Annotated in this window: 12 protein-coding genes; 7 read left to right on the plus strand and 5 right to left on the minus strand. The window is 67.0% G+C overall.

Annotated elements, in window-relative coordinates:
* Positions 1 to 36: 36 nt before the first annotated feature.
* The 3 genes from ACFVTM_RS02890 to ACFVTM_RS02900 are packed head-to-tail and all read right to left on the minus strand — an operon-like array spanning position 37 to position 2,708.
* Positions 37 to 1,227, minus strand: coding sequence for an acetyl-CoA acetyltransferase (locus ACFVTM_RS02890; protein WP_390201856.1), 1,191 nt, complete (start codon positions 1,225 to 1,227; stop codon positions 37 to 39).
* Positions 1,224 to 1,913 carry a CoA transferase subunit B gene (locus tag ACFVTM_RS02895; RefSeq protein WP_390201857.1) on the minus strand — a complete coding sequence of 230 codons (690 nt, stop codon included), beginning with the start codon at positions 1,911 to 1,913 and terminating at the stop codon, positions 1,224 to 1,226. Before ACFVTM_RS02895 ends, ACFVTM_RS02890 begins: the two co-directional genes overlap by 4 nt.
* Before the next feature lie 48 nt (positions 1,914 to 1,961).
* A complete protein-coding gene (locus ACFVTM_RS02900; protein WP_390201858.1) occupies positions 1,962 to 2,708 on the minus strand; it encodes a CoA transferase subunit A in 747 nt (248 codons plus the stop codon).
* Between the two features lie 228 nt (positions 2,709 to 2,936).
* Here ACFVTM_RS02900 and ACFVTM_RS02905 point away from each other — a divergent pair, with 228 nt between their 5' ends.
* Positions 2,937 to 3,707: an IclR family transcriptional regulator gene (locus tag ACFVTM_RS02905; protein WP_390201859.1), complete on the plus strand. Its 771-nt coding sequence runs from the start codon at positions 2,937 to 2,939 to the stop codon at positions 3,705 to 3,707.
* 211 nt (positions 3,708 to 3,918) lie between these two features.
* On the opposite strand, the gene nadE is transcribed toward ACFVTM_RS02905, so the two are convergent.
* The gene (nadE, locus tag ACFVTM_RS02910; protein WP_390201860.1) at positions 3,919 to 4,740 is read right to left on the minus strand and encodes an ammonia-dependent NAD(+) synthetase; all 822 of its coding nucleotides are present in this window, start codon (positions 4,738 to 4,740) and stop codon (positions 3,919 to 3,921) included.
* A 282-nt stretch (positions 4,741 to 5,022) separates the two neighbouring features.
* On the minus strand, positions 5,023 to 6,048 hold the full coding sequence (locus tag ACFVTM_RS02915) for a LacI family DNA-binding transcriptional regulator (protein ID WP_390201861.1): 1,026 nt from the start codon (positions 6,046 to 6,048) through the stop codon (positions 5,023 to 5,025).
* Positions 6,049 to 6,281: 233 nt separating this feature from the next.
* Here ACFVTM_RS02915 and ACFVTM_RS02920 point away from each other — a divergent pair, with 233 nt between their 5' ends.
* The 6 genes from ACFVTM_RS02920 to ACFVTM_RS02945 all read left to right on the plus strand — a co-directional run bounded on the left by ACFVTM_RS02920 (position 6,282) and on the right by ACFVTM_RS02945 (position 13,589).
* Positions 6,282 to 7,127, plus strand: coding sequence for a sugar phosphate isomerase/epimerase family protein (locus ACFVTM_RS02920; RefSeq protein ID WP_390201862.1), 846 nt, complete (start codon positions 6,282 to 6,284; stop codon positions 7,125 to 7,127).
* Positions 7,124 to 8,134, plus strand: a complete 1,011-nt coding sequence (locus ACFVTM_RS02925) for a Gfo/Idh/MocA family protein (protein ID WP_390201863.1) — start codon at positions 7,124 to 7,126, stop codon at positions 8,132 to 8,134. The genes ACFVTM_RS02920 and ACFVTM_RS02925 overlap by 4 nt, the downstream gene beginning before the upstream one ends.
* Positions 8,135 to 8,341: 207 nt before the next feature.
* Entirely contained in the window at positions 8,342 to 9,868 is a 1,527-nt protein-coding gene (locus tag ACFVTM_RS02930; RefSeq protein WP_390201864.1) for an ABC transporter substrate-binding protein, read from the plus strand.
* Positions 9,869 to 9,874: 6 nt separating this feature from the next.
* Positions 9,875 to 10,816 (plus strand): ABC transporter permease, encoded by a 942-nt coding sequence (locus ACFVTM_RS02935; protein WP_390201865.1) that lies wholly within the window; start codon positions 9,875 to 9,877, stop codon positions 10,814 to 10,816.
* Positions 10,813 to 12,717: a dipeptide/oligopeptide/nickel ABC transporter permease/ATP-binding protein gene (locus tag ACFVTM_RS02940; RefSeq protein ID WP_390201866.1), complete on the plus strand. Its 1,905-nt coding sequence runs from the start codon at positions 10,813 to 10,815 to the stop codon at positions 12,715 to 12,717. Before ACFVTM_RS02935 ends, ACFVTM_RS02940 begins: the two co-directional genes overlap by 4 nt.
* The gene (locus tag ACFVTM_RS02945) at positions 12,714 to 13,589 is read left to right on the plus strand and encodes an ATP-binding cassette domain-containing protein (protein ID WP_390201867.1); all 876 of its coding nucleotides are present in this window, start codon (positions 12,714 to 12,716) and stop codon (positions 13,587 to 13,589) included. Before ACFVTM_RS02940 ends, ACFVTM_RS02945 begins: the two co-directional genes overlap by 4 nt.
* The last annotated feature ends 73 nt before the right edge of the window (positions 13,590 to 13,662 follow it).

Here is a 13,662-nt window from a genome sequence, read left to right on the forward strand (position 1 = left end):
GGGGAGATTCAGCGGTGCCTTGGCGTCGTCGTGCGCTTAGGCGGCTTCGAGCACGCTGACGTAGTTGGCGATGCCCACGCCGCCCATGTTCTGCACGGCGGCCCGGCGCGGGTTGGCCAGCTGCATGCCGCCGGCGGTGCCGGTGAGCTGCATGGCGGCGATGACGTGCTGGGACACCCCGGTGGCGCCGACGGGGTGTCCCTTGGCCTTGAGCCCGCCGGAGACGTTGACCGGCAGCTTGCCGTCCTTGAAGACCCAGCCCTCCTCGAGCGCCCGGGCGCCCTGGCCGCGTTCGGTCAGTCCCATGGCCTCATACATGAGCAGTTCGGCGATGGTGAAGCAGTCGTGGACTTCCGCGAAGTCGAGGTCCTCCAGCCCGACGCCGGCCATCCCCAGGGCCCGCTGCCAGGACGCCCGGGTGGCCGCGAATTCGGTGGGGTCCCGGCGCTCGGCCGGGAAGAAGTCGTTCGCCTGGCCGAAGCCGGCGAGCCGCACCGGCGCGGTGGCGCCCCCGGTGGGGGCGACGCTGAGGACGACGGCGGCGGCGCCGTCGGACACGGGGGAGCAGTCGGTGCGGCGCAAGGGATCGGCCACCATCGGGTTCTTGTCCGAGACGGTGCGGCAGAACTCCTCGCCGAGGTCCTTGCGGAGCTGGGCGTAGGGGTTGTCGACGCCGTTGCGGTGGTTCTTCGCCGCGATGGTGCCCAGGACATCGCCGAGGGCGCCGTCCCCGTAGCGCTTCCCGTAGTGCTTCGCGACCTCGGCAAAGAGCCCGGTGAACCCGGTGGTGGACGCCTTGCCGGCCATGTCGTAGTCCGCGCCGAGCAGGGCCGCGCCCACGACGTCGGCCCCGGCCTGCGTCATCTTCTCGGCGCCGATCACCAGGACGGTCTTCGCGGTGCCGGCCAGGAGGGACTTCGTGCCCTGCTGGAACGCCGCCGAGCCGGAGGCGCACGCGTTCTCAACCCGGGTGGAAGGCACGTTGGCCAGCTGGTCCGAGACCTGGAGCGCCAGGGAGGACGGGAAGGCCAGCGGCATCATGCCCGAGTTGAACTGGCCCAGGTAGATTTCATCGATCTGGCCGGCCTCGATCCCGGCGTTGCCGATCGCCTCCGTGGCGACCTGCACAATCAGGGATTCCAGGGTCTCGTCGGTGAGTTTGCCGAACCGGCTGTGGCCCCAGCCGGTGAGCAGGACGTCCTTGCCAAACTGTTCCTTCAGGCTCATGCCGTGGCTCCTTCCAAAGCGGATTCGTCAAGGGCGACGTCGAATTCGGCCTCGGTCTTCCCGCGGATCTCCTCCACTGTGACTCCCGGCGCTAGCCGGGTCAGCGTGAGCTGCCGGCCGCCGCCCGTTTCGTGGTCAGGCTTGTGGAGGTCGAAGACCGCGAGGTGGCTGATGATGCGGTCCACGCAGCTCAGGCCGGTGAGCGGCAGCGTGCATTCCTTGACGATCTTGGCGGTCCCGTCTTTGGCGTTGTGCTCGGTGAGCACCACGACGCGCGGGGTGCCGGCCACCAGGTCCATGGCGCCGCCCATGCCCTTGACCATCTTGCCGGGGATGGTCCAGTTGGCGAGGTCGCCGTTCCCGGAGACCTGCATGGCGCCCAGGATCGCAACCTTCACGTGGCCGCCGCGGATCATGCCGAAGGACGTCGCGGAGTCGAAGATGCTGCCGCCGGGCAGGACCGTGACGGTCTGCTTGCCGGCGTTGATGAGGTCCGCGTCTTCCTCGCCCTCGTAAGGGAACGGGCCCATGCCGAGCAGCCCGTTCTCGCTCTGCAGGACAACGCGGACGCCGTCGGGCAGGTTGTTGGCCACCAGCGTGGGGATGCCGATGCCAAGGTTGACGTAGTCGCCGTCGTTCAGTTCTTCGGCCGCGATTGCGGCCATTTCGTCTCGGGTCCAAGCCATGGTGGTTCTCCTAAAAACGTGGGGGTGGGGGCGGCGTTCAGGGCCCGACTAGACGGCGACGGCGGATGCGGCGCCGGCCGCCTCTGCTGCCGCTTCGGTTCGGGGGCGGACGGTCCGCTGTTCGATGTCCTTGACCCGTCCGCTGGCCTGGACCAGGCGCTGGACAAACACACCGGGGGTAACGATGTGGTTCGGATCCAGCTGGCCCGGCTCAAGAATCACCTCGGCCTCGGCGACCGTCACGGCGCCGGCCGTCGCCACCACCGGGTTGAAGTTCTGGGCGGTGTAGCGGTAGATCAGGTTGCCGTCGGTGTCGGCGGTGTGGGCGTGCACGAGTGCGACGTCGGCCTTGATGGCGCGTTCCTGGACGTACGTTTCGCCGTCGAAGTCCGCCAGCGGCTTGCCTTCGGCGACGAGGGTGCCCACGCCGGTTTTCGTGTAGAAGGCCGGGATGCCGGCGCCGCCGGCGCGCAGGCGCTCGGCGAGGGTGCCCTGCGGGGTGAACTCCACCTCCAGTTGGCCGGCGAGGTACTGCTCGGCGAAAAGCTTGTTTTCCCCGACGTAGGACGCGATCACTTTGCGGACCTGGCCGCCTTCGATCAGCACGCCGAGGCCCTTGCCGTCCACGCCCATGTTATTGGAGACCACCGTCAGGTTCTTCACCCCGGAGTCCCGCACTGCCTCGATCAGGTCAGCGGGGATCCCGCTGAGGCCGAAACCGCCGACGGCGAGCGTCATGCCGTCCCGCAGGACGTCCTGCAGGGCAGCCGCTGCCCCGGATTTCACCTTTGACATTGCATCTCCTCATTGAGCTCTACTTGGTTCCAGGTCTTGGTTCCACGTCGCAATCCACTTTGTGGACTCCATGTCTAAAAAGGGAGCCTATGGCGTGTTTAGGACCACTGTCAATGCGAAAAATTCCCGCAAACTGGGGGAGTTTTACAGTGTGGACGGTATGCTTTGGAGTATCCACTATGTGGATGATGGAACCCGATAAGCACCCGAAACGACGTGAGGCACGAAATGAATGCGATACCGGTCCAGGGCGCCCAGGTGGTCAGCCGGGCAGCCAGCCTCCTGCGCATGGTCGGCCGGAAACCCGAGGGCTGCCCGCTGGTGGAGCTCGTGCGTGAGTCGGGACTGACCCGCCCCACGGTGCACCGCCTGCTGAGCTCCCTGGCGGCCGAGGGCCTGCTGGACCAGGATCCGGGCAGCGGCAATTGGGTCCTGGGCCCGGAGATCCTGCTGCTGGGGTCCGTGGCGTCGGCGCGTTTCCCCCTGGAGGACATCGCGAGGCCGAGCCTTCGCCGCCTGGCCGAGGAGACCGGGGAGAGCGCGTTCTTCTCCATCCGCCGCGGGAACGAGACGGTGTGCCTGCTCCGGGAGGAAGGCAGCTTCCCGGTCCGTTCCTTCGTGCTGCACGAGGGCGTCCGGTTTCCGCTCGGCGTGGCCTCCGCCGGCACCGCCATCATGGCCTTCCTGCCGGCAGAAGAGCAGGAAGAGCTGCTCGTAAACTGGGCAGCCCACGCCGGCAGCTTTGCGGCCGCGCACACCGAAGCGCTCGTCAGGGAGAACCTGGAGGCGACGCGGCAGGCCGGCTATTCGGTCAACCCGGGACTGGTCCTGGAAGGCAGCTGGGGGATGGGCGCGGCGGTGTTCAACCAGCGCGGGCTTCCGGCCTGGGCGCTCTCGCTGACCGGCATCGAGCCGCGCTTCCGGGAAGACCGGCGCCCGCAGCTGGGGCGGCTGCTCATGGACGAGGCCCACCGCATTTCGACGCAGCTGCAGGCCTAACGTCCAGGGGGCGCCGACGCCTTAGTCACAAGCTGTGGCCCTCCCGGGGCACATTGGCACGGACACGCCGGCCCTGGGCGCCTAAACGGGTTGTCAGGGCCCCAAAAGTGCCCCCGGATCGCCGGTTGCGTGACGATGCAGGGGCTCAAAGTGCCCCCGGATCGCCGCCCGCGCGAGGATGCAGGGGCTCAAAGTGCCCCCGGAGCCCTGGCTATTTCCACCACGTATCGAAAATCGTCACCGGGACCGTGCGCTTGTGGCGGGTCCGCAGGTACAGGGCCTCGATCCGTTCGGCAGCGGCATCCGGTACGTCGCGGCCCTCGAGGTAGTCATCGATCAGGTCGTAGCCGAGGCCGAGTTCGTCCTCGTCGGTGCGGCCGGGCTTGTCGTCCAAGAGATCCGCCGTCGGGATCTTTTCCCAGATCCGGGCGGGGGCGCCGAGCTCGGCGAGCAGCGCGCGGTTCTGGCGCTTGTTGAGGCCGAACAGCGGCAGGATGTCCGCGCCGCCGTCGCCGAACTTGGTGAAGAACCCGGTGACGGATTCGGCACCGTGGTCCGTGCCGATCACCAGGTAGTTGTGCTCGCCGGCCAGGGCGTATTGGGCAATCATCCGGGTCCGGGCCTTGGTGTTGCCCTTGTGGAAATCGGAGATGTCCGTGCCCACCGTCTTTTGGAACTCGTCCTCGAAGCCGTCCACTGCCGCCGAGATGTTGAACGTCCACTCGGTCTTGGCGCGGATGAAGTCCAGGGCTGCCTGGGCGTCGTCCTCGTCGTGCTGGACACCGTAGGGCAGCCGCACGGCCACGAAATTTGCCTCGACGCCCTCGGCCTCGAGCTCCTCGACCGCCAGCTGGGCCAGCCGCCCGGCCAGGGAGGAGTCCAGGCCGCCCGAGATGCCCAGGACGAAGCCCTTCGTGTGGGTCGCCTTGAGATATTCCTTGAGGAACATCACGCGTTTGCGCACCTCCCAGGCGGGGTCGATCCGGGGCTGCACGCCCATTTCCTCGATGATCTTCGCCTGGAGTTCACGCATGCCTCACAGCCTAGCCAGCGCTGTCAACAACGCTCAACTGTTGCGGCCGCGCTGGCCGGTGGACTGAGGCCGAGGCGTCGGAATGGCGCTACGCCTGCGGGCCGGCGCTGCACTTTGGACCCTCGCTACGCTTTTGGACCCGCGCTACGCGGATACCCGTCGCGCAGGGCCGGATCCGCAGCGCGCGCCCGGAACCGCCGCGAAAACCGCGCCAGATGGGGACGTCCGGTCCGCAGGGCCAGCCGGGGACGTCCGGCCCGCAGGGCCAGCCGGTGAACCCGGCTAGCGCTCCTGCCGCGCCGGCCCGGTGGAACCGCGGACCGTCAGGTGGGTGGGCATCACGGACCGGTTCCGGATGCCGCCGCCGGCCAGCGGGTTCAGCTGGGCCAGCAGCATGGAGACCGCCACCCGGCCGGCCTGTTCGATCGGGGAAGCCATGGTGGACAGCGGCGGATTGCAGAAGTCCGCGCCAAAGATGTCGTCGCAGCCCACAATGCTCATGTCCTCGGGTACGCGGATGCCGCGCTCGCGCAGGCGCTGGAGCATGCCGATGGCGATGAGGTCGTTGAACGCGATGCAGGCCGTGACCCCACTGTGCACGGCGGCGTCCGCTGCTGCCGCGCCGGACTGGGTCTTGGGGGCGAACGGGCCGAGCCGACGGACCTCCACGCCGCACTCCTCGGCCGCCTCGGACAGCGCGGTCCACCGCCGTTCGCTGGACTGGGACGTCAGCGGGCCTGCCACATAGGCCACGCGGGTGTGCCCCAGCGAGATCAGGTGGTCCAGCGCCTGGCTAGTGGCGGACGGTGTGTCGATCAGGACGGCCGGAACGCCGGGAACATCACGGTTGATGGCAACCATGGGCATCTTGGCCGCCGCGTCCAGCAGGGAGGCGTCGGTGAGCCGGGATGCGGCAACGATGATGCCGTCGGCGCTCTTGCGCAGCTGCTCCACGGTGCTGGCCTCCACCTCGTCGGACTCCTCCGTGTCCACCAGCAACTGGGTGTAGCCGGCCGCCTTGAGCTGGAGCTGGGTGCCCCTGATGAGGTCGAAGTAGAACGGGTTGGTGATATCCGGAACCAGGACCCCCACCGCGCCGGTGCGGCCGGAGCTTAGCGCCTTCGCCTGGCTGTTGGGGGTGTAGTGCAGCTGGGCTGCGGCTTCCTCGATCCGCAGCCGCGTCCTGATGTTGACGCGGTCCGGGGTGGACAGCGCCCGGGAAACGGTGGAGGCCGCCACGCCACAGAGCGCGGCGATGTCATGGATGGTGGCCGGGCGGTCCACTGCTGCTGGTTGCGTCGTAGCCACGGCGCTCCTCTCTGAACGTGGTGGCCGGGCCGTGCTGGCCGGGTCGGATGGGCGGTGCTGTGATTGCCGCCACAGAACCGGTCAGCAAAGGATGCCACAGATTGTCAAAGTTTGGCAATCGGTTGTCAATCGTCGGCGGGCATAGCTAGACTGGTTGTACACCGTTTGTGAACTGCGTCACCGCGCTGGAGCCGGAAGCTGCCCGCGTCGGCCGCGAAACCCAGGAGATCCGCGTGAGCAAAACCCCAACAGTCTGGTCACTTTCAGGCTTCGGCGACGAAATAGATCCGGACCCGGCCGTTCAGGCCGCCGTGCTGCTTGCGCTCGGCGCCAGCCACATCGAGGTGCGCAGCGCCTGGGGCACCAATGTCTCCGAACTGGAGCCCGAACAGGTTGCCCGGCTCAAGGAAATCCTCGATGAGAAGGGCCTGAAGGTCTCGGCCGTGGCCAGCCCCATCGGCAAGGTGGACGTCAGCCTGCCGGTGGAGCACGAAGTCGAACGGCTCCGCCAGATCATTTCCGCGGCCAGGGGGCTGGGCACCAAGTACATCCGCATCTTCTCCTTCTACCGGGCGGAAGGCCGCGGCGCCGAAGGCATCCGCGAGGACGTCCTGGCCCGCATGGGCGCCCTTTCGGCGCTCGCCGAGGATTCCGGCGTCGTGCTGCTGCATGAAAATGAAAAGGGCATCTACGGCGATACGCCGCAACGCGTGCTGGACATCATGGAGTCGGTGAACTCGCCCGCGCTGCGTATCGCGTGGGACAACGCCAACTTCGTCCAGGTGGGCGTCAAGCCCTTCACCGAGGGCTACGCCATGCTGCGCCCCTACCTCGAGTACTTCCAGGTCAAGGACGCGCTCTCCACCACCGGCGAAGTGGTGCCCTCCGGCGAGGGCGACGGCGAACTCGACGCAACGATCGCCGCACTGGCGGCGGACGGGTACTCGGGCTTCGCCTCGCTGGAACCCCACCTTGCCACCGCGCACGAACTGGGCGGCTTCTCGGGCCCGGTGGCCTTCGGCGTCGCGGCCCGCGCCTTCGCGGCGCTCGCGGCGAAAAACGGGGTTGAACTCTCTTGAGTACGACGGCGGCGGTCATCGGATGCGGTGATGTTTCCGCCGTGCACTTCGAGGCGGTGGCAAAGCTCGACGGCGCCACGCTGGTTGCGGTCTGCGATTCGGATCCACAACGGCTGGCCGCCGCGGAAGCCGCCTACGGGGTCCCCGGCTTCGCCGACCACCTGAGCCTGATCGAGGCGGTCCGGCCGGACGTGGTGCACATCTGCACCCCGCATGACCAGCACGCCTCGGTGGCGGCGGACTGCCTGGAGAGCGGCGTCAACGTCATCGTGGAGAAGCCGCTGGCCCACACACTGGCGGAGGGCCGGCGGCTGGTTGAGGCGGCCTCGGCCGGCAGCGCGAAAATCGCCGTGTGCTTCCAGAACCGCTACAACGCGACGGCGCAGGCCATGCACGCCCTGCTGTCCTCGGGCGAGCTGGGGGCCGTGGTGGGGGCGTCCGCAACAGTGATGTGGCAGCGCTCCGCCGAGTACTACCAAACCCGGCCGTGGCGGGGGACCTGGGCCGGCGGTGGCGGCGGGCTGATGATGAACCAGGCCATCCATACCGTGGACCTGCTGCAATGGCTGGTGGGCGACGTCGTCACCGTGACGGGCAATACGTCCACGCGGTTCCTGGGCGGCACCATCGAAGTCGAAGACACCGCTGAATTCGTTGCGGAGCATGCCAACGGTGCCCGCAGCGCGTTCTATGCCACCCTGGCCAATGCCTTCAACGCGCCGGTGACGCTCGATGTGGTCACCGAGAATGCCGTCCTGAGCCTGCGCGGAGACCTCACAGTGACGCATGCGGACGGACGCGTGGACCTCGTCCCGGAGCGCCAGAGCGAATCCGGCGGCCGGTCCTACTGGGGTGTCTCGCACGAGCTGCTGATCAACGACTTCTATGGCCGGCTGGACGAGGCAGAGCCCTTCTGGATCAGCCCGGCGGAGGCCGAGAAATCCCTGCGCATCATCAAGGATGTCTACCGGCAGAGCTACCCGGGGTCAGTTGCGCAGGTTTCCTGAGCCGCCAAGACAACCGGTTGCGCTTCTATGCACCCCATGTGAGCTTCCCGATTGCGCGTTTTCATAAGTAATGTTGCAACTCCTTTGACAATCGGTTGCCAAGATCGGCAACACTGCGTACTCTGAATCTCACAAGGCCGGTGTGGCCCACGCCACACCGGCCTGATTCCGTAAGCATCACGTTCCACAGATTCAAAGGAGCCAACAATGAAGTTAGGTCCCAAGGCGGCAGCGTCCGCCCTCATCCTCAGCGCGGCGATGGCGTTGACCGCGTGCGGTGGCGCCGCCAACTCCGGCGCGGCCGCAGGCGCTGCGGCCACGTCCCTGACGATCGGCACCATCCAGGACGTCCGGTCCTGGGACCCCGCCCAGGCCCACGTCGGACACGTCCTCCAGCCGTACCAGGCCGTCTACGACACCCTGATCCTGCGCCAGCCGGACGGAAAGCTCAGCCCGATGCTGGCCACGGCGTGGAAGTACAACGCCGCCAACACCAAGCTGACCGTGGATCTGCGCACGGATGTCACCTTCAGTGACGGGGCCAAGTTCGACGCCGCGGCCGCTAAGGCCAACATGGACCACTTCAAGAAGGCCAACGGCCCGCAGATGGCGCAGCTTTCCTCAGTCCAGGACGTGGCCGTTGTAGACCCCGACACCATCGACATCAACCTCACGGCCCCGGACCCGGCCCTGGAATACTTCCTCAGCCAGGCCGCAGGCCTGATGGGCAGCCCCAAGGCGCTCGGCACCGAGGGCATAAAGACCGAACCGGTCGGCTCCGGCCCCTACGTGATGGACAAGGCAGCGTCCGTCAAGGACTCCCAAACGGTGTTCACGGCCCGCAAGGACTACTGGAACAAGGACCTGCAGAAGTACCAGAAACTCACGTTCAAGATCCTGACCGACCTGACAGCCCGCACCAACGCCCTGGTCTCCGGCCAGGTGGACGCCACGATCCTGGACCCGAAGACCGGCAAGCAGGCAGAAGGCGCCAAGATGCAGCTGGCCGCCAACGAGGTCGACTGGCAGGGCCTGCTGCTGATGGACCGGGACGGTGCCAAGAACCCGGCGCTGCAGAACGTCAAGGTCCGCCAGGCCATCAACTACGCCTTCGACCGCAAGACCATCCTGGACCAGGTTATGCTGGGCCAGGGCACCCCGACGTCCCAGCCGTTCGGCAAGGCCAGCGGGGCCTGGACCGAAGAGCTGGAAAACTACTACAGCTACGACCCGGCCAAGGCCAAGCAGCTGCTCAAGGAAGCCGGCTACGAAAGCGGCGTGACCCTGGAAATCCCGAGCGTTCCCGGGTTCGAAACCCAGATTTCCGTGGTCCAGCAGCAGCTGGCAGACGTCGGCATCACGCTGAAGGTGGGCGCAGCGCTGACCAACACCTTCACCTCCGATGTCGCCGCGCAGAAGTACACGACCATGTACTTCTCCCTGTTCCAGGGCGAGCCGACGGTTGCCGTCAACCAGATCATCTCCACCAAAGCGCTCTACAACCCGTTCAAGAACGCGACGCCGGAGCTGGACGCCAAGATTGAGGCCGTGCGCGCCGGCGGCGCCGATGCCGGCAAGCTGGCCCAGGAAGTCAACAAGTACGTGGTGGAGCAGGCATGGTTCGCGCCGCTCTTCCGGGTGAACCAGATGTACTACCACAACGCCAAGGTGAACGTCACGCCACAGATCCAGCAGGCGGTTCCGTCCATCTACAACTACTCACCGGCCAAGTAGGACCCCATGATCAGGTTCATTGCGAAAAGGCTGGGCAGCGGGCTGGTGGTGCTGTTTGTTGTCTCGGCACTCACCTTCTTCCTGCTGTACACCTCCAGCGGGAGCATCGCCCGGAACATCCTGGGCGATCAGGCCAGCGCCGAACAGGTGGCGCTGAAAGAACACGAGTTGGGGCTGGACCAGCCTCTGCTGGCCCGCTACCTCACCTGGGTTATCGACGCCTTGAGCGGAAACCTTGGGGCCTCCTGGTTCACCTCGGAACCGGTGGCCAACTCCCTGGCCACCCGGATCCCGGTGACCATGACCATGGTCTTCGCCGCAATGATCCTGATCGCGCTTTGCGCGGCACTGATCGGTGTTGCCGCTGCGGTCAAGCGCGGCTGGGTGGACAGGGTGGTCCAGGTCGGCGCCATCATCGGCGACTCCATCCCGGGGTTCGTCATCGGCGTCATCCTGGTCACCATCCTGGCCATCCAGCTGGGCCTCTTCCCGGCCACCAGCACCATCTCCCCGGATGCCGGGGCCGACGCGTGGGTCTATTCAATGTCCCTTCCGGTGATTGCCCTGCTGATCAACGGCGTCACCGGCGGCGCGCAGCAGATCCGCAGCGCCGTCATCAAACAACTTGAGCGCGACTATGTCCGCACCCTGCGCAGCCGCGGGATCGGCGAGCGGGAGATCCTGTTCAAGCACGTCCTGCGCAGCGCGGCTCCGGCCGGCCTGACCGTCCTGAGCCTGCAGCTGATCGGCATGCTTGGCGGCGTGGTGATCATCGAGCAGATCTTCGCCCTTCCCGGCATGGGCCCGCTGGCGGTCGCCGCTACCGGCCAGTCGGACCTCCCGGTGGTGATGGGCGTCGTGATGTACACGGTGGTCGTCGTCATTGTCGTCAACCTGTTGGTCGACATTCTCAATGGCTGGCTCAACCCGAAGGTACGTGTGTCATGAACAATTCTTCTGAAGAAGCAGCCGCAACCGCGGCAACCGCCGCCGCTGCACCCTCTGCCCCGACGGGGCAGGGCGGCACAGGGCAGGGCGGAACAGGGCAGGGCGGAACTGTGGTCCGTTCCACCGTCATCCGGCGCCTGTTCAAGAACCCCCTGGGCATCGTGGCCATGACCATCCTGCTGGCGATCGGCCTCCTGGCCATCCTGGCTCCGGTCCTGGCACCGTTCGACCAGAACTACGCCAACATTGCCAAGACCCTCGCCGCACCGGATTCGGTCAACATCCTGGGAACGGACAGCGCCGGGCGCGATGTCTGGAGCCGTCTGCTGTTCGGTGCGCAGCTGACCCTGCTGTCCGCCCTGCTCTGCGCCGGCGTGGCCATCGGCATCGGCCTGCCGGCCGGCCTGATCGCCGGCTACTACGCCGGCAAGTTCGAGGCAGTCTCCAACTGGGTGGTCAGCATCCTCATGAGCCTTCCCGGGCTGATCGTGCTGCTGACCATCCGGGCGGCCTTCGGCCCCTCGGTGTGGATCTCCATGATCGCCTTCGGCATCCTCATCAGCCCGTCCTACTTCCGGCTGACCCGCACGGCCGTCCAGTCAGTCCGCAACGAGCTCTACGTGGACGCCGCACGGGTCTCCGGACTGTCGGACCTGAGCATCATCGCGCGGCACATCTTCTCCGTGGTCCGGGCCCCCATCATCATCCAGACAGCGGCCATCGCCGGCGTGGCCATCGCCATCCAGTCCGGCCTGGAATTCCTCGGCCTGGGCGATCCCACCAGGGCAACGTGGGGCGTCATGCTCTCCGAGGGCTTCAAGAACGTCTACCTGAACCCGACCCTGCTGTTCTGGCCGGCGCTTGCCATGGCGCTGACCATCGGCGCCCTGGTCCTGCTGGGCAACGCCATCCGCGACGCCCTCGAGGACGGCGAGAAGATCAAGCACCGCAAGAAAAAGGCAACGCTTCAAGGCACGACGACGACGGCGGCGCCCGCCGCCGCGCGCCCGTCGCGGAAGCCTGTGGCCGCCGTCGAGGCCGGAACCGAGCACCACCTGGTCAAGGTGACCAATCTCGGCGTCGGCTATCCCCAGGCGGACGGTTCCATCAAGAAGGTGGTGGACGACGTCTCGTTCCACGTGGACCGCGGCGAGATCCTGGGCATCGTGGGCGAATCCGGCTCGGGCAAGTCCCAGACCGCCTTCTCCATCCTTGGGTTGCTGCCGGACAACGCCCGCATCGTGGCCGGGTCCATCCAGTTCGACGGCAACTACACCGTGGTCCCGGGCGAGGAACGCGTCAGCCAGGAGCGGCTGTCCAAACTGCGCGGCAAGCGGATTTCCTACATTCCGCAGGAGCCCATGAGCAACCTGGATCCGGCCTTCACCATCGGCTACCAGCTGGTGACGCCGATGGTGCGCGTCCTCGGCATCTCCAAGGCCGAGGCGAGGAAGCGGGCGCTGAAACTGCTCACGGATGTCGGCATCGTCCACCCGGAGCGGACCTTCGCCGCCTACCCGCACGAGGTCTCCGGAGGCATGGCCCAGCGTGTGCTGATCGCCGGGGCCATCAGCTGCGAGCCGGACCTGGTGATCGCCGACGAGCCCACCACGGCCCTGGATGTCACGGTGCAGGCCGACGTGCTGGACCTCCTGCGCGAGCTCCAGCAGCGCCTGAACATCGGCGTTATCCTGGTGACCCACAACTTCGGGGTGGTGGCTGACCTCTGCGACCGTGTGGCGGTCATGCAGAACGGCCGGCTCGTGGAGGAAGGATCCGTGCGGGACATCCTCCGCAATCCGCAAGAACCCTACACACAAACGCTCTTGGCATCGATGCTTGAAGGCAAGGAACCCATGTCCATGCTCGTTTCAACCCGGCAGAAGGAGTCAGTCGCATGAGCACCACGGAAAGAGCGGCGCTGCTCGCGGTGGACCAGCTGGTGGTTGAGTACCCCAGCAAGCACTTCCGGGCCAAGCCCTTCCGCGCCCTGACGGACATCAACATCACCATCGGCCGGGGCGAGACCCTGGGCCTGGTGGGGGAGTCCGGTTCCGGCAAGACCACCCTGGGCCGCGCCATCCTGGGGCTGGCACCGGTGACCGGCGGGAAGATCGGCTTCGACGGCAAGGACATCAGCCACGCCACCCGCAAGGACCGTCGGGTCCTCAGCCGGGATCTGCAGGTGGTGTTCCAGGACCCGTACACCTCGCTGAACCCCGCCCTGGAGATCGGCGACATCCTCGCCGAGCCCCTCGGCGTGCAGGGCATGGAAGCCGCGGCGGCCAAGAAGCGCGTGAAGGAACTCCTGGACCAGGTGGGCCTGCCCTCGGATGCGATCAACCGGCTGCCGCGCGAATTCAGCGGCGGGCAGCGCCAGCGCGTGGCGATCGCCCGCGCCCTGGCGCTCTCGCCCAAGCTGATCGTCTGCGATGAGCCGGTCAGCGCGCTGGACCTGTCCACCCAGGCCCGCGTGCTGGACCTGTTCCTGCAGATCCAGAAGGACACCGGCGTGTCCTACCTCTTCGTCTCGCACGACCTCGACGTCGTCCGGCACATCAGCCACCGCGTCGCCGTGATGTACCACGGCGAGATCGTCGAACAAGGCCCGGCCGGCGTCGTCACCACCGACCCTGACCACCCCTACACCCAGCGGCTCCTGCTGGCGTCCCCAGTACCCGATCCGGACCGGCAGGAGGAGCGCCGGGCGGATCGCCACCGGCTGCTGGAAATTCAGCGGCAACAGAGAGAACAGGCAGGTGCCCTCGCCTAGCGCTGTGCGCATGCACTAGGCCGAGCGCACTCACCGACCAAGCGGCCCTGACGGCCCGGAAGACCACGGAGGA

The organism is Arthrobacter sp. NPDC058130, from assembly GCF_042884475.1.
Lineage (GTDB): Bacteria > Actinomycetota > Actinomycetes > Actinomycetales > Micrococcaceae > Arthrobacter.

What these genes read in the sequence shown, in the direction of transcription:
- ACFVTM_RS02905 (WP_390201859.1), top strand. Translation starts at nt 2,937, where the DNA reads ATGAATGCGATACCGGTCCAGGGCGCCCAGGTGGTCAGCCGGGCAGCC.
- ACFVTM_RS02940 (WP_390201866.1), top strand. Translation starts at nt 10,813, where the DNA reads ATGAACAATTCTTCTGAAGAAGCAGCCGCAACCGCGGCAACCGCCGCC.
- ACFVTM_RS02890 (WP_390201856.1), bottom strand. Translation starts at nt 1,227, where the DNA reads ATGAGCCTGAAGGAACAGTTTGGCAAGGACGTCCTGCTCACCGGCTGG.
- ACFVTM_RS02895 (WP_390201857.1), bottom strand. Translation starts at nt 1,913, where the DNA reads ATGGCTTGGACCCGAGACGAAATGGCCGCAATCGCGGCCGAAGAACTG.
- ACFVTM_RS02935 (WP_390201865.1), top strand. Translation starts at nt 9,875, where the DNA reads ATGATCAGGTTCATTGCGAAAAGGCTGGGCAGCGGGCTGGTGGTGCTG.
- ACFVTM_RS02945 (WP_390201867.1), top strand. Translation starts at nt 12,714, where the DNA reads ATGAGCACCACGGAAAGAGCGGCGCTGCTCGCGGTGGACCAGCTGGTG.
- nadE (WP_390201860.1), bottom strand. Translation starts at nt 4,740, where the DNA reads ATGCGTGAACTCCAGGCGAAGATCATCGAGGAAATGGGCGTGCAGCCC.
- ACFVTM_RS02900 (WP_390201858.1), bottom strand. Translation starts at nt 2,708, where the DNA reads ATGTCAAAGGTGAAATCCGGGGCAGCGGCTGCCCTGCAGGACGTCCTG.
- ACFVTM_RS02930 (WP_390201864.1), top strand. Translation starts at nt 8,342, where the DNA reads ATGAAGTTAGGTCCCAAGGCGGCAGCGTCCGCCCTCATCCTCAGCGCG.